Genomic DNA, 16230 nt, shown 5'->3' with positions numbered 1-16230 from the left:
GTCCGGCATGGCGGCGCGCTACTTCCTTCTCTGGCTGCTGGTCAGCATGCCTGTGCTGATGGCCGCCCTCTTCGTCCTCTGGTTTGCGATCCCGCCGATCAAGCCGTACCTCTATCCGAACAACGATATCGGCTGGGTCCGTGACCTCTACGTGCGCAAGGATCGCGATCTTGCGGCTATCGAAAGCCCAAGGCTCATTCTTGTCGGCGGTTCGTCCGTGCACTTCGGCTTCGATGCGGGCCGGATCTCGGAGGCGCTAGGTGTCCAAACCTTCAATTATGGTACTCATGCCGGGCTGGACCTCACCTACCTGCTCGACCGGGCGGATCGTGCTACGCGCCCTGGCGACACGGTTCTGCTGATCGTGGAATACCCGCTGTTCCGGACCACTCTTCCCTTCACGGTGCTGCCAGTCTTCTACAGCTCATTCCACGACAAGAGCTTCTGGTGGCGAATGCCGGCAAGCCTTTGGTCAGCCTATGTCTCGCAATACGATCTGCACCTGCTGTGGCGGGCCATCGGCAATAATCTCGCCAACTGTAAGCATGCTCCGCTCGGCAATATCCCTGGACCTTATCGGGCGCAGAACATTGACCGTTATGGCAGCGAACGCGGCAACCTTGCTGCCAACATCACTCCTGCAATGCGTGCAAGGGTCGAAGCGGATAATCAGATCTTTCCACGCCTGAATCGTAGCTCGATCGGTGCCACTGCCGTTGCACGTTTCGTGGCGGATCAACGTGCCAAAGGCGTGACGGTAATGGCGGGTTGGCCGCCGACACTGCGCCGCAAGGAGTATACCGGGCCTGCTGCCGCGGCCCTGTTTGCCGACCTGCAACTGTTCTGGAGCGACCTGGGTGTGCCTGTCATCGGAGAACCAAGCCGGTCGATGGTGGACGCACAGGATGTCTATGACACGAGTTTCCACATGAACGAGCGGGGCCAGGCATTGATGACCGAGCGGCTGATCCAAGATCTTCGGCAGGCGGGTCTGCCGTGAGCTGACGGCCGTCCGGCAGCCTTGTCGGGGTAGGTGAGCGCCAGCTCGGAAGGATGGCATCCCTCGCCGGTTCCTTGCTGGCTGGGCTGGCCTACTGGGCCAGATAGCCGCCGTCGACCGGCAAGGTATGACCAGTGATCATGCCAGCAGCGGGACTGGCAAGAAATAGGATCGCAGCGGCAACTTCTTCCGGCTCGGCGATCCGGCGCATCGGCGTCATGTCCTCGATGCGCTGCACCACGTCAGGCTGTTCGAGCAGGGCAGCGATGAACGGCGTACGTACATAGGTAGGTGCCACCGCGTTCACGCGAATGCCGTGCGGCGCCCATTCGATCGCAAGCGCCCGCGTCATGTTCACGATGGCACCCTTCGTCGTCTGGTACGAGATGTTCGGGTAGATGCCGCCGGACAAGCCCATGATCGATGCGACATTCACGATCGCGCCGCTCCGGCCGGCCGCGATCATGTGCCGGGCCGCCTCCCGTGCACACACGAAGCTCCCGGTCATGTTGACCGAGACAACCTTGTCCCAGTCTTCCATGGGCAGATCCACCGCCGGCTTGCGGATGGCGATGCCGGCGCAGTTGACGAGGATATCGATAGGATGGTGCGTCGCCACTTGGCCGAAGGCCGCGGCAACGGCGCTGGGATCGGAAATGTCGACGGACATGGCGGACAAGCCAGTGGCGTGCTGTGTGTGACGCGGTTCACGCTGATCCAGGACCGTAACCCTCGCACCCGCGTCACCAAGCGCTTGTGCAGTCGCCAGACCTATGCCGCTGGCACCACCTGTCACCACCGCACCGGCACCATCCAGCCTGAAAAGCCTGTCGAACGAGCCCATTTGAACCTTGCTGTGCTGGGAAGCAGACAACTCCTCTTAGCCGCTTCCACTGCAAGGAACATCTCTCCTTGTGCTGGTCCGCCTATCGGCTGTTGGTCGTTTGCTGTGGCCTGAGTCGGAGCATGCCGCGTCCGGCATGACTGAGGGCCTTGTCCAGGGCATGTCGAAGCTGTGGTCGGTCCGCTTCCCGCGGGCCGACACGCGTCGACGCGGCAGCGGATCCGTGCTGCTCGGCGAGCACCGCGACCAACCGGATCTCAGCCTCTCCAGAGTCCGAACCCTTTCCTGCCAATGCCGCCCAAGCATCGGCAGCGGTGGCCCAGTCGCCGGCCCGCTCGGCGAAGATGGCCAGATCACGGACGGCCTCCACGTCGTCTGGAAACGTCCGCCGATGATCGGCAAGCGCCCGGACAGCCGGAAGAAGGCGGCCGAGTTCAACCAGCGACTGCGCCTGCTCGACCCGCGCCGCCGGATGATCGGGCGCCAGTTCCAGCACCTGGGCCAATTCCTCCAGTGCGGCTTCGGGATCTCCTGTCCGCCGCAGCAGGACGGCACGATTGTAGTGTGCCCTTGCAGAGGCCGGGCCGGCCACCGTCGCACGTCGGGCCGCCTCCAGGGCTGCTGCTGGCTCGCCTGCCTCGAACAGGGCCACAGCCAGGAGCGACAAGACGTCCGGATCGGCAGGACGGTACTGCAATGCCTGACGCAGGTGGCGAACGGCCCTGCCGGCCTGACCTGCCCCGAGAGCAACCTGGGCTTCACGCAGCAGTGGTATGTGCTTCTGGCTCATGCAGCGTATGGCCGGGCCTGCCGTGGATGTTCCATGTCGGGAACGGCTTCCAGCCCCGACGCAATGCGGGTCCGGTACGCATGAGCACTGGCAGGAAGATCAGCTTCTTGGCAAGCGTGCCATCGGCTCTCGGGTACGCCACCACGGTGAGCGGAGGCGGCCCTGCGCCCATGTGGCGGATGTTCTTGTACTCGCTCCGACCAGCATTGATGCAAGGATAGCCTTGGCAGGTTCTCCCGCTCGATCCGCCTGACCATGTCGCGGTGTCTCTTGCTCGAAATGCGAGCGCCGGCTGCCCCGGCACGACCAAAAAGATGTCACCTTCCTGCCGTCGGACCGATCTCACCGTCCCAAACCATATCTTGCATCAACTGCTGGCAGGAAAAGCGATCCTCGTGTCCCGAACCGGGACCATTGGGCGCGGTGGCATGGACGGCGCCAAGCCGGGTGGCGGCGACAGGTCAGGTGCGCGGTGACGTCCGACGGCGGAGAGAACCGTGAGTGTGCGTGCGGCCGCCGTTTCCCAGTTGAACAGCGTGGCGCGCTCGATGCCGCGCCGGCTCAGTTCCTGAGCCAGGAAGGGATCTGTCAGCACCTGGTGCATGGCCCGTGCGATCATCCCAGGATCCGCGGGGTCTGCCGTCAGGGCAGCATCGCCGACTACTTCGGGACAAGCTCCGCCGGTCGACGTGACGACCGGTGTACCGCAGGCCATGGCCTCCAGCAACGGGATGCCGAAGCCTTCGTAGTGCGAAGGGAAGGCGAACAGCTCCGCCAACGAGAGAAGGGCGGGGAGATCCTCCTCGGCAATCCATCCGGGACGGTGCACCCGTTCGGCCAGCGCCGGGTCGTTCAACAAGCCGAGGTCGCGCTCGCCACCAAACGCCGGCCGGCCAGCCAGCACCAGATCGTGGGGTATCGAAGGCAGGAGCTGCCTGAAGGCTTCGAGAAGTCCGGCCGCATTCTTCTGCCGGTAGATCAGGCCGAGATAGAGGACAAAGCGCTCGGGCAGGGCGTAGCGCATCCGCACTTCCTCGAGATGGCGACGATCCGTGACCGGTGCGAAACGAGGGGATACGCCATGATGTACGGTCCCGGAGCAGGCACCGCAGAAAGGATAGCGTGCAATGAGGCGCTGCCTGCTCTCCTCGGATACGCTGATCGTGTAGGCCGCCTTGCGCAGATAGAGGGGCAGCGCCACCGCCTGATAGGCACGCAAGCCCCGGCCATAGTTCTCGGGCACCACGAACCAGTCGGCACCGTGCAGCACGAACACGCACGGCGCCGTGGCCAGCATCGGCATCGAGTGCTTGGGATTGAAGATGACGTCGACCTTGGCCGCGTTGCAGTAGGTCGGCACGGCCCACTGGTCCCAGGCGAGCCGGCCGTTCGCCTTGAGGACGACCGGCCGAGCGTTCGCGTAGCCGTCCCACTCCCCCATGTGGGCCGGATCGTCCAGCAGAAGGTCGAAGTCTACGTCACTTCCTTGCCGAAGCAGCCTCTGTACGAGTTCGCGCGTGTAGGTGCCTGTGCCACCATCCTCGGTGGCATGACGCATCATCACGGCTATCCGCATCCTGCACTCGACCCCATCAGAGCTGCTGCAATGCACAACAATATGAGGAAGCGCCGTGTGGTTCCACGACCCGTCCCGCCCCTCGCGGGCCTGTAACCGGCAGCTTCCCAGGCAAGGAAGGGCCTAGATGCCGAACTCGCTGCGGACGAACGTCATGAGGGTGCCGATGCACTCGGCCTCGCTTTGCCGGTCGGTTTCGACGACCACGTCCGGATGCTCCGGCTCCTCATACGGGGCCTGCACACCAGTGAAGTCCTTGATCTTGCCGGCGCGTGCCTTGCGATACAGCCCCTTGGGATCGCGCGCCTCGCAGGATTCCAGCGATGCCTTGACGTAGATCTCGCGGAAGCGATCGCCTGCCGCCTCGCGGGCACGCTGGCGGTCGGTGCGATAGGGCGAGATGAACGAGGTCACCACCAGGAATCCGGCATCGGCGAACAGGGCAGCGACCTCACCGATCCGGCGAATGTTTTCTGCACGGTCCTCCGGGCCGAAGCCCAGGTCCTTGTTCAGCCCCGAGCGGACATTGTCACCGTCCAGCACATAAACCTGCCAGCCCTTGGCGAACAGCTCACGCTCCAGGGCGAGCGCAAGGGTCGACTTGCCGGCGCCGGACAGGCCGGTGAGCCAGAGCACGCCGCCCTCATGGCCATTGCGCAAGGCGCGGGCCTCGCGATGGACCGCGTGCCCCACGGCATAGACGTCGGTCGCCCGCACCGTCAGCTGGCGACGCTGGTCCGGGTACCCCTCCATGGAGACGAGGCCGGCAGCGACCGTGACGTAGTCGTCGACCAGCACGAACCGGCCGGTGCCGGCGACGGTCTCGTACTCGTCCAGGGCGAGGGTACGGCTGGAGCGGAAGATGACTTCCGCGGCCTCGTCCCGCTCGACCTTTTCGACCTGGCGCTCCGCCAGATCCTGCGTGTCGATCACCTTGTCGATCTTCTCGACCGTCACCTGGGCTTCGGTCGTCGCGAGCTTGAGCGTGTAGACGCGTCCCACCTCCAATGGCTTCCTCGACAGCCAGAACAGCTTGCCGCGGAAGACGTTGGTCAGGATCGGCGCGCGATCGGGATGGCTGATCACCTCGCCGCGCTCGACGAAGATCTGCTCGTCGAGGGTAATGCCGACGGCCGACCCGGCGGATGCCTCGGTCGGCAACTCGGGCACGTTCCAGGCTTCGATCGACGCGACCTTCACCGTCTTGTTGGACGGCGAGAACATGATCTGGTCGCCGACCTTGATCTGCCCGCTTTCGACCCGCCCGGCGATGATGCGACGCTGGTCGAACTTGTAGACGTCCTGGACGGGCAGCCGCAGCGGCGCTTCGGTCGGCCGCGCCCGCGGCACGAACTCGTCGAGCATGTCGACCACGGCGGGGCCCTGGTACCAGAGCATCCGGCTGCTGCGGGCCAGCAGGTTCTCACCGTCGCGCGCGGCGATCGGGATGATCCGCGCAGGCTCGATGCCCAGTGCCATCAGGTTGGCACGGATGACCTCGGCGACCGTGCCGAACCGGTCGGCGTCGTAGTCCACCAGGTCCATCTTGTTCACGAGCACCGCCACCTGACGAATGCCCAGCAGATGGAGGAGATAGGCGTGCCGGCGTGACTGCTCGCGCACGCCTTCGTCCGCGTCCACCAGCAGCAGGGCGGCATCCGCCGCCGAGGCGCCGGTCACCATGTTCTTCAGGAACTCGCGGTGGCCCGGCGCGTCGATGATGATGTACTCGCGCTTCTTCGTGGCGAAGCGGATCCGCGCGGTGTCGATGGTGATGCCCTGGTCGCGCTCGGCCTGCATGGCGTCCAGCGCGAACGCCCACTCGAATGGCATGCCCCGCTTGGTCGACATGGCCTTGAGGGCCTCGAACTTGCCCTCGGCCAGGGCGCCGGTGTCATGCATGAGGCGACCGATCAGGGTCGACTTACCGTGATCGACGCTGCCGACGATGACGATGGCGAGTTTCTGACCGCTGCGGTCGGACATCTTCGAGTTCCGGGAGGTGCGAAGCTTCGGGACGGGTTCAGAGGTAGCCGGACGCGCGCAGGCGCTCGAAACTGTCCTCGGCCTCGTGGTCCATGGCACGGCCGGACCGTTCGGCGACCTTGGTGGTCTCCAGCTCGGCGATGATCTCGTCGATGGTGGACGCGGTGGACGGCACCGGCTTGGTGATGTCCTCGTCGCCCAGCGAGCGGTAGCGCATGCCGTTCCTGGCGAAGTAGAGGTCGATCACCGGGATGCTCTCGCGCTTGGTGTAGCGCCAGATGTCCAGCTCCGTCCAATGCAGGAGCGGGTGGATGCGGACGTGCACGCCGGGCGGGAAGGTCGTCATGTAATGCTCGAATACTTCCGGCGGCTGGTCCTTCAGGTTCCAGGAGCCGTCCTCGCTGCGCGGCGAGAAGTAGCGCTCCTTGGCCCGGATCGCCTCCTCGTCGCGCCGGATCCCGGCGACCAGCCCGGTGAACTGGTGCTTGGCGAGCGCTGCCTTCAGGCCCAGCGTCTTGCGCGCGGCCGAGCGGGCTGCCGGCGGCAGGGTCGGGTCGGTGGCCTCGACCGGCGGGCATTCCTCGCGGATGAAGTTCAGGCCCCACTCTTTCGCGTAGCGGTCCCGGAACTCGTACATCTCCTTGAACTTCTTCCCCGTGTCGACGTGCATCACGGGGAACGGCACGTGCCCGAGGAATGCCTTCCGGGTGAGCCAAAGGACGACGTTGCTGTCCTTGCCCAGGGACCAGAGGATGGCCGGGCGCTCCAGCTTCGCGAAAGCCTCGCGGAGCACGTAGACGCTCTCGGCTTCGAGTTCGTCGAGATGGGACATGTTCTTGGAATGATCCGATGAAAGCGAGACATGGCTACGCGCCTCGCTGCTGAAGCAGAGAGGCCGAGTGCTCGACATGCGGACGGAGGCATGCGCCAAAATCCCGCCGCTGGTCAACCTTCCTATCCACTATGGCTGCCCCCTCCTACGCATGGCAGGATCGACAGGAGGCATTCGTGCCATAGTTTGAGCCTTCGGGCGCAGGCGCTCAGCGGCGTAGCAAGGGCGAAGGAGAATCGGATGGCCGAGCGATGGGCAGCAAGCAGCGGGCGCTACGAGGGGGGAAGGTTCCGGCGATGCGGCCGCAGCGGCCTGATGCTTCCCGCGATCTCCCTCGGACTCTGGCAGAATTTCGGCGGGTTCGACGCCCATGAAACGGGCCGGGCGGTGCTGCGCCGGGCGTTCGACCGCGGCGTCACCCATTTCGACCTGGCGAACAATTACGGGCCGCCACCCGGTTCGGCCGAGGAGAATTTCGGCCGGGTCATGGCGACCGATCTGCACCGCTACCGCGATGAGCTGATCATCTCCACCAAGGCCGGCTACACGATGTGGCCGGGTCCCTATGGCGACAAGGGCTCGCGCAAGTACCTGCTGGCCAGCCTCGACCAGAGCCTCAGGCGGATGGGCCTGGACTATGTCGACATCTTCTACAGCCACCGTCCCGACCCGGACACACCCATGGAGGAAACCATGGGCGCGCTCGACCAGGCGGTTCGCAGCGGCCGGGCGCTCTATGCCGGGATCTCCAACTACGGACCCGAGCAGACCCGCCAGGCCGCCCGGATCCTGCGCGAGCTGGGCACGCCGTGCCTGATCCACCAGCCGCGCTACTCGATGCTGGACCGGACTGCCGAGGGTGGCCTGCTCGACGTCCTGGGCGAGGAGGGGATCGGCGGCATCGTGTTCTCGCCGCTGGCCCAGGGCATGCTCAGCGCCAAGTACCTGGACGGTGTTCCCGCAGGGTCCCGGGCCACCCGCGCCACCACCTCGCTCACGCCGGAACGGCTCACGCCCGCCGTCGTGCAGCGGCTCCGCTCGCTGAACGACATCGCCCAGGCCCGCGGCCAGAGCCTGGCCCAGATGGCGCTGAGCTGGGTTCTGCGCGACCCGAGGATCACCTCGGCACTGATCGGGGCACGCAACGTGGCGCAGCTGGACGACAGCCTGGATGCGCTGAACGCGCCGCCGCTGAGCGACGAGGACCTGCAGAGCATCCAGCAGCATCTTCCGCCAGCCGGGGCGGCGGTCTGACACTGGCGATTCCGGGCGCCGGACAGCCAAGTCATTGCCAGTGCACGGTTCCTCGGGTTCGTTCATGCAAAAACGTCCGTGGTGGAGCAAAGAGCCCCACCGCGGACGGCCGGGGCCCGACCACCCAGTATCGCACGAAATCTGTTCCCCGCGACAGACCGATCAGGCGATCCAGAGACCGCGGCTGCGATGCCAGGCGTCGATCGATTCTTCCGGATACAGATCGAACGTGGCGTCCCCCAGCTTGATGTCGGGATGGACCCAGCTGGCCTTGTAGCGGAGCATCAGGTGCACCGACGAGGGCGGGACCGGCAGCTCGCTGTCGATCGCGGATGCGAACGGGTGCAACAGCTCGGGCCATTCCGGCGAGAACAGCCACAGCGCCGTGGCGCAGCGCGAGCAGAAATTGCGCTCGGCCGTGGACAGCTCGCAGCTGCCATCCTCCTGCTCGATCTGGGCCCGGAAGATCCGGACGGCGCCTTGCGGGTCGTTCAGCTTCAGGCTGGCCGTCCTCGCGCCGAGGTTGATGGCATAGCCACCGCCGCCGGCCGTCTTGCGGCAGATCGAGCAGTAGCAGCGCTGGTAGGGCTGCGGCGTATGGCTGTCGCAGGAAAACCGGACGGCTCCGCAGCGGCAGGAGCCTTCAAGCGTGACAGGCATGGCTGGCGGAACTCCCTTGCGCAGTGCCAGGCGGACCGCAGGATGCCCCGCCACCTATGGGCCGTCGATCCCATGCGTGCCCAATCATGCGCGGCCGCGGGCGGAGCAGGTCGGCCGGACGAGCCGGTCGATGAAGTTGCGCAGCTCCACGGTCCGCCGGGCCGGGTCGGTGACTTCCTGATCAAGACCGAGCTGCCAGGCCAGGTCCAACCTGCCCGGGTTCCGAGCAAGCGCCTCGATCTTTCCCGCATACTGACGAAGCGCGGCCTCGTCCGCGGCAAAGCCGTCTTGGATCAGCCCGTCCTGGGCGCGCTCCAGCGCCTTGGCTACCTCTTGGAGCGTCAGTTCCGGGTGATACTGCACGCCCCAGAAGATGCCGCCGGCATGCCGGATCTCGACGGCCTGGACCCGGCTCGTCGCGTTGGAAGCGAGGAGGATCGACCCGTCCGGCAGGGATTCCACCTCGTCCGAATGAACGCTCGGGGCATCGTAGACGGGTGGGCGGCCGGCCAGCAGCGGGTGGTCGGTACCGGCGCCCGTGCGGAAGATCCGCCGGGCAAAGCCCACTTCGCGCTTCTTGGGGATGGCGCGGACCCTGCCGCCGGCGGCGGCCGCGGCGAGTTGCACGCCGGCACAGGAGCCGAAGGAGGGCGTGCCGGAAGCGAAGATCGCCCGCATGAAGCCGAGCTGGCGGCGTACATCCTCCGTCTCGTCGTAGACATGGATCGGCGAGCCCGCCAGGAACACGCCATCATAGGAGGCGAGATCGGCGTCCTCGGCGGTCCCACGCCGTTCGCCCGCCAGCTCGATGCGGTCGCAGTGGCAGCCCGGCGACAAACCGGTCAGGGTGTCGATGAAGGTCTCGCCGGAGCTGGTGCCGACGCTGTTCCGACGCTCCTCCCTGGCCTTCGGCGATTCGCTCTCCACCACGAGAAAGCGCAGGCCGCGGTCTGCCGTCATCTGCCTGTCATGCCTTTCCTGCCTGTGCCCGGCCCGCCACCCCTCCTGGGAGGCTGCCTTCCCTTGTTCGCGCGATCGGGCGCCGGGGATCACATGCCCTTGCCGTTCAGCGGCCCGCAGCCGGCCATGGAGCCCGAATGCGCAGGGACGAGAGGGCCGCGCCTCGAACCCGCACCCGGCGTCCGCGGTTCCGGGGATGCCGCACGTGGGTGGGGCTCATCGCGCCTCGACACCCCTTCGTTTTCTGGCCATCACCACGGGGCAGGGCACGCCCAGCAACGAGGCGGGCCGGTATCAGGGGAGATGGGCATGCCTTATCAGCTCGACGGCAAGAGCATCGTGATCACCGGCGCCGCGCGTGGCATCGGTGCCGAGATCGCCAAGGGCCTCGCGGCCGAAGGTGCGAAAATCACCGCGGCGGACCTGACCGAGGCGTCGACCCAGGCTGTTGTCGAAGAGATTCGCGGAGCCGGGGGAACGGCCATCGCTGTCGGCGCCGACGTGCGCGACCGGGCGCAGGTCCAGGCGATGATCCAGGCGGCGGTGAAGGCGCATGGACGGCTGGATGCGATCTTCAACAATGCCGGCATCGCCCAGGTGAAGCCCTTTCTCAAGATCACCGAGGAGGACTGGCACAACGTCATGGACGTGAACGGGCTGGGCGTGCTCATCGGCATGCAGGAGGCGATCAAGGTCTTCCTGGAGCAGGGCGGCGGCGGCAAGGTCATCAACACGGCGTCGATCGCCGGCAAGCAGGGCTACGACCCGCTCGCCCATTACTGCGCCAGCAAGTGGAGCGTCGTGGCGCTGACCCAGGCGGCGGCCCGCGCCTTCGGCAAGGACAGGATCAACGTCAACGCGATCTGTCCGGGCGTGGTCGGGACCGAGATGTGGAAGGTGATCGACAAGGGCTTCCAGGCGCACGGACTGAGCGAAGGGGAGGACAAGTCGTTTCATGACATGGCCGCCCTGGCGGTGCTCGGCCGTCCATCGACCGCTACGGATCTGGTCGGCGTCGCCAAGTTCCTGGCCTCGCCGGATTCCGACTTCATGACCGGCCAATCGCTGCTGGTCGATGGGGGCATGGTGTTCGTCTGATTTCCTCGATCTTCCGTACTGGACGCCGGAACCACACCCGGCGTCGCCGCAAATTAGTTGACAAGGAAACTTCTTCGGGTCAGTTTCCTTGTCAACTGATGGCGGATCATGAAACAACGACCATGCGTCAGCGCCCTCGAAGCGCATCTCGGCTACTGGCTGCGCTTCGTATCCAACCAGGTCTCCCAGGCGTTCAGCCTCAAGGTCGCGACCTTCGGCGTGACGGTGGCGGAATGGGTCGTGCTGCGTGAGCTGTATGACCAGGACAGCGTCGTACCGAGCATGCTTGCGGAGCGATTGGGGATGACCAGGGGTGCCATCTCCAAGCTGGTCGATCGGCTGGTCGACAAGGAACTGGTGGCCAAGTCGGTCGACAAGGAAGACCGGCGCTTTCAGGCGCTGACGCTGACCGCCGGTGGCCGTGCTCTGGTGCCCGAGCTATCGGCGCTGGCGGACCGGAACGACGAGGAATTCTTCGGACATCTGGATCCGGCGGATCGGGCAGGCCTCGAGGCGATCATGCGGGAGATCGTTCGTCGGCAGGGTCTGAAATCAGTGCCGTACGACTAGAAGCTCTTTCGGAGCAGCGTTCATCACACCTTTGAGGAGGAGAGGCCAATGGATGCTCATGTGAAGACAGTGGTGCATTCCTGCACGGAGGCGTCGGACCAGGGGCGAATCAGCTTTGGCGAGGTGGTTCGGCAACTGATCGAGGTAGGGATCGAGCGCTATCACGCCGACCTCGTACGATCGGAGAAGACCTACTACCTGCCTGATGGAAGCTCCGAGGTGGTGCCCAGCCGCGCCATCCCTGTCCAGCCGGCGCGGGAGCTGTCGGCTGCCGGCGTCGAGGCCGCGGTCCGGGCCGCGCAGTCGGGTGCCATCAAGTACCAGACATTCTGCGAGCGTGCCCTGGACGCCGGCTGCGTCGGCTATCTCGTCTCCATGAGCGGCAAGCGGGTCGTGTATTACGGCCGCACGGGCGACAGCCACGTCGAGTGGTTTCCCGGGGCCAGATGAATCCCGGAACGCGCAAGCCGCGCGAGCGGGCTGCCGGAAACGGGCCGTCTGCTGCCGCCAGTATCCCTCGCGGCCAGAACTGCCTCTGGTAGCGGCAGCACCGGCGTGCCCTCGCACCTCCGTAAGGGGTTCCTCAGCGATGGACCGGATCGTGCAGATCCTCGCGCACACGCCCTGGTGGGTCTACGCGCTGTTCGCCTACCTAATCTCGCGCGGCCTGCGCGCCCGCAAGCCGGTCACGGTCACGCTCAGAGAGCTTGCCCTGTTCCCAGCACTTCTCACCGGCCTGGGACTGGTCGAACTCCACCGGATCCACGGGTTCGGGCCAGACACCCTCGGCATCTGGCTGCTGGCGCTCGCCATCGGGATCGTGCTCGGTATCCTGCTCCTGCGCCGCAGGGCGTTCACCGTCGATCGCGCGCAGGGCGTCATCCACCGGCCGACCGACCCTACCGTGCTGCCGCTCATCCTGCTCGCGTTCGTGGTCAAGTACGCCTTCGGCGTGATCGGCGCCATGGCGCCGGACATGCTGCAGGAGCCTGCCTACCGTGTGCTCGACATCGGCGCGTCCGGCCTGTTCGCCGGCATCTTCCTGGGCAAGTTCGGGAGCTATGTTCGGGGCTACCTGGCAGCACCGCACGGCTCCCGCCCCGCGGTCAGCCGATGATCGACTTTTTGATGCTCGCCCCCAGCGTGTACTTGGGGTCGACCATGTTGCCGAGGCGCACGCGGCCGGCCTGGGTCAGGAGCAGGTAGGCCTCCAGCTTGTCGAAGCCGTAGTCCTTCACCATCCAGTCGATCAGCTCGCAATAGGCGATCCGGGCGGCATCCTCCATCGGCCGGGTGCTGCCGATCGCCATGATGAACTCCTCGTTCTCCAGGCGCGGCCACTTGATCGGCCAGTTCTTGATCAGGTCGATCTGGATGGTGACGGTGGCGGGCATCTCGATGGCCGCACCGGCCAGCTCGCCGTCGCCCTGGGTGGCGTGGCAGTCGCCGAGATAGACGTAGCCGCCCTCGTGGTGCACCGGGAAATAGGCGACCGCCCCCGGCGCCATGTCCGGCAGGTCCATGTTGCCGCCCCAGTAGTCCGGCTGGACCGCGCTCACGGCCTCGATCTCAGGCGAGACGCCGAGCGTGCCGAGGAAGGGCTCGTAGGGCAGCTTGATCTTCTCGTTGAACTGGATGCCCGAGCGGTCGACGGTCATCTTCCTGACCATTTCCGGCAGCGGGTCGTGCAGCATGGCGGTGTTGTTGGTGGCGACTAGGCCGCCGAAGCCGTGCATCAGCACGGTGGTGCCGACCGGCTGCGGGCCGCGCGGGGCGATGTCGTGGATGTGGACGGCGATGACGTCGCCCTTCACGACACCGGCGACATGGATCGGGCCGTTCTGCGGGTTGCCGAACGGCATGTTCAGCTTCTCGGACGGCTTGTCCTGCTCGGTCTTCAGCTTGCCCTCGAAGGCGTCGTGGGTCTCGGCGACCACGATATCGCCGGGCTGGATATGGAGGACCGGGTCGACATAGGGGCCGTAGACGTAGTGGTACTTGCCCTGCTTCTCCATGGTCAGCTCGTGGGTCGTGCCGGGCTTGCCGCCGGCCACGCCGCGCCTGGCCATGAAGGAGGATTCCAGCCAGCTCATGTCGGTCGCCTTTTTGGGTTCGGGTGGCTTTAGGCGTTCAGATCTGCAGGTGCCGCTTCACCACGTCCCGGTCGGTCAGGTCGTGCGAGGCGAGCTCGGCGGTCACGCGGCCCTTGTCCATGACGTAGCAGCGTTGGGTCATCGCCATGATCATGTCGAGGTTCTGCTCGACGAACAGGATCGTGGTGCCCAGGTCCTTGTTGATCTTGATCATGATGCGCGAGATCTCGTCGACGATGTTGGGTTGGATGCCCTCCGAGGGCTCGTCGAGGAGCAGGAGGTCGGGGTTGCCGATCAGCGCCCGGCCGATGGCCAGCTGCTGCTGCTGGCCGCCGCTCATGGTGCCGGCCGCCTGGCGGCGCCGCTCGGCCAGGATCGGGAAGTACTCATAGACCAGCTTGTGCAGCTTGCGGCCGCCGGCCCCGTTGACCATCTCGCCGACCGCCAGGTTCTCCTCCACGGTCATGCGCGGAAAGACCTCGCGGCCCTGCGGGATGTAGCCGATGCCGGCCTGGGCGCGCTTTTCGGCCGGCAGCGCGGTGATGTCCCGCGTGCGCAGGTGGATGCTGCCCTGCCAGACGGGGAGCTGGCCGATCAGGCAGCGCATGGTGGTGGTCTTGCCGACGCCGTTGCGGCCGATCACGGCGATGATCTCGCCGCGATGCACGCGCAGGTCGACACCCTGGAGGATCGGCGAGGAGCCGTAGCCGGCCCGCACATCCTTCATGTCGAGCAGGATCTCAGTGGGCATGATGGCCCTTACCCAGATAGATTTCCTGGACCGCTTCGTCGTTCGTGATCGTGTCGATATCGCCTTGAGCGAACAGCTTGCCGAAATGCAGCACGCTCACCCGCTTGGCGATCTGGCGGACGAAGGCCATGTCGTGCTCGACGACCAGCACCGTCATGCCGCCCTTGTTCAGGCTGAGGATCATCTCGCCGGTCTTCCAGGTCTCTTCCGGCGACATGCCGGCCGTGGGCTCGTCCAGGAGCAGGAGCGTCGGCGTGACGCCCACCGCCATCGCGATCTCCAGCCACTGCTTTTGCCCATGCGACAGGTTGCCCGCCAGCTTGCGGGCGTCGCGCGTCAGGTCGACGAAGGCCAGGAGGCGCTCCACCTCGCGCGGCAGGTCGGACCCGCCGAAGTGGGACTGGAGGGCGATGGTGAGGTTCTGGACGACCGGCAGTTGCGGGAACACGCCCGGCACCTGCATCTTCACGCTCATGCCCTTGCGCACGCGGGCGGCGGCCACGAGTTTCGTGATGTCCTCGCCCTTGAAGTGGACGGTGCCGGCAGTGGGCGGGTAGCGGCCCAGGATCAGCTTGAAGAAGGTGCTCTTGCCGGCTCCGTTCGGGCCGATCAGGCAGTGCAACTCGCCTTCCTCCACGGCAAGGGACAGGCCGTCCACGGCTTTCAGGCCGCCGAAGCGCTTTTCCAGGCCGTTGGCTTGCAGGAGTGCCGTCATTCCGCGGCTCCCTCGGCAACCGGTCGACCCGACGGCAAGGGTACCGCCCGCTCGCGCCGCCGCTCCGTGTAGGCCTGCCAGTGCTCCATCAGCCAGACGAGGTAGCCCCCGGGCGTGAACAGGATGGTCACCAGCAGGAGCGCACCGATGAAGATCAGGGCATATTGCTGGCTGATCACGATCAGGCTCTGGAACAGCCAGAGCACGAGGAGCGTCCCGACCATCGTCGCGGTCAGGTCCTTTCGGCCGCCGACCGCCACCCAGATGATCGGCATGGCCGCGGCCGGGAGGGCCATCGAGGCCGGTGCGATAAACTGGCCCCAGGCGGTGTAGAGGGCCCCGCTCAAGCCCGCGAGCGTGCTGCCGATCACGAAGGCGGCTAGCTGGTAGCGGCGGATGTCGTAGCCCAGCAACTCCGCCCGGTCCGGGTTCTCGCGGATCGCGACCAGCACGTTGCCGAAGCGCGAGTTCACGAGGATGCGCAGGCCCAGATATGTCACGACCAGCAGGGCCAGCACGAGGAAGTAGAAGGCGGTCCCCTCGAAGTAGAGCTTGCCGTCCACCCAGGGGATCGAGAGCGGCGGGATCCTGGTCATCCCGTTATAGCCGTTCAGCCGCGCCCGCCCGATCCGCCATTCCGGCCCGGCCGTCTGGTTGACGAAGGTGGCGAGCGTGAGGGTGAGCGAGAGGGTCACGATCCCGACGAACACGCCGGTGATCCGCCCGTAGATCATGAAATAGCCGATCAGCAGCGCCAGCAGCCCTGCCATGACCAGCGCCAGGATCAGCGACAGGAAGGTCAGGTTCGACTGCTGGCCGAAATTGATCGCGATCACGCCATAGCTGTAGCCGGCCATCCCAAAGAAGGCGGTCTGGCCGAAGCTCAGCATGCCGCCATAGCCCCAGATCAGGGACAGCCCCAGCGCCATGAACACCCACACGGCGAAGAAGGCGACGTTGCCGACGGTGTAGTTGCTGACGAACAAGGGGAAGAAGAGGGCGGCGACCAGCAGAAGCAAGGCTGCCGACCAGAACGTCCGGCCTTGCCCGAAGGTCTGCGGCCCGTTCACGAGCGAGAGCAGGTTCTTCATCGACGGCTTC

The 16230-nt window shown here is 65.9% G+C and carries 17 protein-coding genes; 6 read left to right on the top strand and 11 right to left on the bottom strand.

Features of this window, described 5'->3' with window-relative positions:
- The first annotated feature begins 7 nt into the window (after nucleotides 1–7).
- Complete coding sequence (locus VHL31_RS16840) at nucleotides 8–1000, top strand: hypothetical protein (protein ID WP_329662396.1); 993 nt, start codon at nucleotides 8–10, stop codon at nucleotides 998–1000.
- A gap of 91 nt (nucleotides 1001–1091) precedes the next feature.
- On the opposite strand, the gene VHL31_RS16835 is transcribed toward VHL31_RS16840, so the two are convergent.
- The 5 genes from VHL31_RS16835 to cysD form a co-directional block, all read right to left on the bottom strand.
- Nucleotides 1092–1844, bottom strand: coding sequence for an SDR family NAD(P)-dependent oxidoreductase (locus VHL31_RS16835; protein ID WP_329662395.1), 753 nt, complete (start codon nucleotides 1842–1844; stop codon nucleotides 1092–1094).
- A gap of 82 nt (nucleotides 1845–1926) precedes the next feature.
- Complete coding sequence (locus tag VHL31_RS16830) at nucleotides 1927–2634, bottom strand: tetratricopeptide repeat protein (protein WP_329662394.1); 708 nt, start codon at nucleotides 2632–2634, stop codon at nucleotides 1927–1929.
- 367 nt (nucleotides 2635–3001) lie between these two features.
- Nucleotides 3002–4195, bottom strand: a complete 1194-nt coding sequence (locus VHL31_RS16825; protein WP_329662393.1) for a glycosyltransferase family 1 protein — start codon at nucleotides 4193–4195, stop codon at nucleotides 3002–3004.
- Nucleotides 4196–4333: 138 nt separating this feature from the next.
- On the bottom strand, nucleotides 4334–6196 hold the full coding sequence (gene cysC / locus VHL31_RS16820; protein ID WP_329662392.1) for an adenylyl-sulfate kinase: 1863 nt from the start codon (nucleotides 6194–6196) through the stop codon (nucleotides 4334–4336).
- A 37-nt stretch (nucleotides 6197–6233) separates the two neighbouring features.
- Nucleotides 6234–7028 carry a sulfate adenylyltransferase subunit CysD gene (cysD, locus tag VHL31_RS16815; protein WP_329662391.1) on the bottom strand — a complete coding sequence of 265 codons (795 nt, stop codon included), beginning with the start codon at nucleotides 7026–7028 and terminating at the stop codon, nucleotides 6234–6236.
- Between the two features lie 240 nt (nucleotides 7029–7268).
- On the opposite strand from cysD, the gene mgrA reads away from it, so the two are divergent.
- A complete protein-coding gene (gene mgrA, locus VHL31_RS16810; protein ID WP_329662390.1) occupies nucleotides 7269–8282 on the top strand; it encodes an L-glyceraldehyde 3-phosphate reductase in 1014 nt (337 codons plus the stop codon).
- A 162-nt stretch (nucleotides 8283–8444) separates the two neighbouring features.
- Here mgrA and VHL31_RS16805 read toward each other — a convergent pair whose 3' ends face one another.
- Together VHL31_RS16805 and VHL31_RS16800 are read right to left on the bottom strand one after the other, a co-directional pair.
- Nucleotides 8445–8942, bottom strand: a complete 498-nt coding sequence (locus tag VHL31_RS16805) for a GFA family protein (protein ID WP_329662389.1) — start codon at nucleotides 8940–8942, stop codon at nucleotides 8445–8447.
- Nucleotides 8943–9026: 84 nt separating this feature from the next.
- Complete coding sequence (locus VHL31_RS16800; RefSeq protein ID WP_329662388.1) at nucleotides 9027–9902, bottom strand: glutamine amidotransferase-related protein; 876 nt, start codon at nucleotides 9900–9902, stop codon at nucleotides 9027–9029.
- Between the two features lie 309 nt (nucleotides 9903–10211).
- On the opposite strand from VHL31_RS16800, the gene VHL31_RS16795 reads away from it, so the two are divergent.
- The 4 genes from VHL31_RS16795 (at nucleotide 10212) to VHL31_RS16780 (ending at nucleotide 12687) form a co-directional block, all read left to right on the top strand.
- The gene (locus VHL31_RS16795) at nucleotides 10212–11000 is read left to right on the top strand and encodes a glucose 1-dehydrogenase (protein ID WP_329662387.1); all 789 of its coding nucleotides are present in this window, start codon (nucleotides 10212–10214) and stop codon (nucleotides 10998–11000) included.
- A 108-nt stretch (nucleotides 11001–11108) separates the two neighbouring features.
- Entirely contained in the window at nucleotides 11109–11570 is a 462-nt protein-coding gene (locus VHL31_RS16790; protein ID WP_329662386.1) for a MarR family transcriptional regulator, read from the top strand.
- Nucleotides 11571–11618: 48 nt separating this feature from the next.
- A complete protein-coding gene (locus VHL31_RS16785; RefSeq protein WP_329662385.1) occupies nucleotides 11619–12020 on the top strand; it encodes a DUF1398 domain-containing protein in 402 nt (133 codons plus the stop codon).
- 139 nt (nucleotides 12021–12159) lie between these two features.
- A complete protein-coding gene (locus VHL31_RS16780; protein ID WP_329662384.1) occupies nucleotides 12160–12687 on the top strand; it encodes a DUF6622 family protein in 528 nt (175 codons plus the stop codon).
- Here the strand turns inward: VHL31_RS16780 and VHL31_RS16775 are convergent.
- Genes VHL31_RS16775 through VHL31_RS16760 form a run of 4 tightly spaced genes read right to left on the bottom strand, consistent with a single transcriptional unit; the run spans nucleotide 12677 to nucleotide 16220 of the window.
- Nucleotides 12677–13663, bottom strand: coding sequence for an acetamidase/formamidase family protein (locus tag VHL31_RS16775; protein ID WP_329662383.1), 987 nt, complete (start codon nucleotides 13661–13663; stop codon nucleotides 12677–12679). The genes VHL31_RS16780 and VHL31_RS16775 overlap by 11 nt on opposite strands.
- Before the next feature lie 37 nt (nucleotides 13664–13700).
- On the bottom strand, nucleotides 13701–14414 hold the full coding sequence (locus tag VHL31_RS16770) for an ABC transporter ATP-binding protein (RefSeq protein ID WP_329662382.1): 714 nt from the start codon (nucleotides 14412–14414) through the stop codon (nucleotides 13701–13703).
- Entirely contained in the window at nucleotides 14404–15129 is a 726-nt protein-coding gene (locus tag VHL31_RS16765) for an ABC transporter ATP-binding protein (RefSeq protein ID WP_329662381.1), read from the bottom strand. The genes VHL31_RS16770 and VHL31_RS16765 overlap by 11 nt, the downstream gene beginning before the upstream one ends.
- The gene (locus VHL31_RS16760; protein ID WP_329662380.1) at nucleotides 15126–16220 is read right to left on the bottom strand and encodes a branched-chain amino acid ABC transporter permease; all 1095 of its coding nucleotides are present in this window, start codon (nucleotides 16218–16220) and stop codon (nucleotides 15126–15128) included. Before VHL31_RS16760 ends, VHL31_RS16765 begins: the two co-directional genes overlap by 4 nt.
- Between the last annotated feature and the right edge of the window lie 10 nt (nucleotides 16221–16230).

The sequence above is a fragment of the Geminicoccus sp. genome (assembly GCF_036263595.1).
Classification (GTDB): Bacteria; Pseudomonadota; Alphaproteobacteria; order Geminicoccales; family Geminicoccaceae; genus Geminicoccus.
Note: the sequence above shows the minus strand (reverse complement) of the source record. Positions and strands in the feature narration are given on the sequence as shown.

Bases quoted from the DNA above. Each gene is read 5' to 3' on its own strand.
- VHL31_RS16835 (WP_329662395.1), bottom strand. From the start codon at position 1,844: ATGGGCTCGTTCGACAGGCTTTTCAGGCTGGATGGTGCCGGTGCGGTG.
- VHL31_RS16795 (WP_329662387.1), top strand. From the start codon at position 10,212: ATGCCTTATCAGCTCGACGGCAAGAGCATCGTGATCACCGGCGCCGCG.
- VHL31_RS16790 (WP_329662386.1), top strand. From the start codon at position 11,109: ATGAAACAACGACCATGCGTCAGCGCCCTCGAAGCGCATCTCGGCTAC.
- cysD (WP_329662391.1), bottom strand. From the start codon at position 7,028: ATGTCCCATCTCGACGAACTCGAAGCCGAGAGCGTCTACGTGCTCCGC.
- VHL31_RS16840 (WP_329662396.1), top strand. From the start codon at position 8: ATGGCGGCGCGCTACTTCCTTCTCTGGCTGCTGGTCAGCATGCCTGTG.
- mgrA (WP_329662390.1), top strand. From the start codon at position 7,269: ATGGCCGAGCGATGGGCAGCAAGCAGCGGGCGCTACGAGGGGGGAAGG.
- VHL31_RS16765 (WP_329662381.1), bottom strand. From the start codon at position 15,129: ATGACGGCACTCCTGCAAGCCAACGGCCTGGAAAAGCGCTTCGGCGGC.
- VHL31_RS16760 (WP_329662380.1), bottom strand. From the start codon at position 16,220: ATGAAGAACCTGCTCTCGCTCGTGAACGGGCCGCAGACCTTCGGGCAA.
- VHL31_RS16780 (WP_329662384.1), top strand. From the start codon at position 12,160: ATGGACCGGATCGTGCAGATCCTCGCGCACACGCCCTGGTGGGTCTAC.
- VHL31_RS16775 (WP_329662383.1), bottom strand. From the start codon at position 13,663: ATGAGCTGGCTGGAATCCTCCTTCATGGCCAGGCGCGGCGTGGCCGGC.
- VHL31_RS16785 (WP_329662385.1), top strand. From the start codon at position 11,619: ATGGATGCTCATGTGAAGACAGTGGTGCATTCCTGCACGGAGGCGTCG.
- VHL31_RS16825 (WP_329662393.1), bottom strand. From the start codon at position 4,195: ATGATGCGTCATGCCACCGAGGATGGTGGCACAGGCACCTACACGCGC.
- VHL31_RS16805 (WP_329662389.1), bottom strand. From the start codon at position 8,942: ATGCCTGTCACGCTTGAAGGCTCCTGCCGCTGCGGAGCCGTCCGGTTT.
- VHL31_RS16830 (WP_329662394.1), bottom strand. From the start codon at position 2,634: ATGAGCCAGAAGCACATACCACTGCTGCGTGAAGCCCAGGTTGCTCTC.
- VHL31_RS16770 (WP_329662382.1), bottom strand. From the start codon at position 14,414: ATGCCCACTGAGATCCTGCTCGACATGAAGGATGTGCGGGCCGGCTAC.
- cysC (WP_329662392.1), bottom strand. From the start codon at position 6,196: ATGTCCGACCGCAGCGGTCAGAAACTCGCCATCGTCATCGTCGGCAGC.
- VHL31_RS16800 (WP_329662388.1), bottom strand. From the start codon at position 9,902: ATGACGGCAGACCGCGGCCTGCGCTTTCTCGTGGTGGAGAGCGAATCG.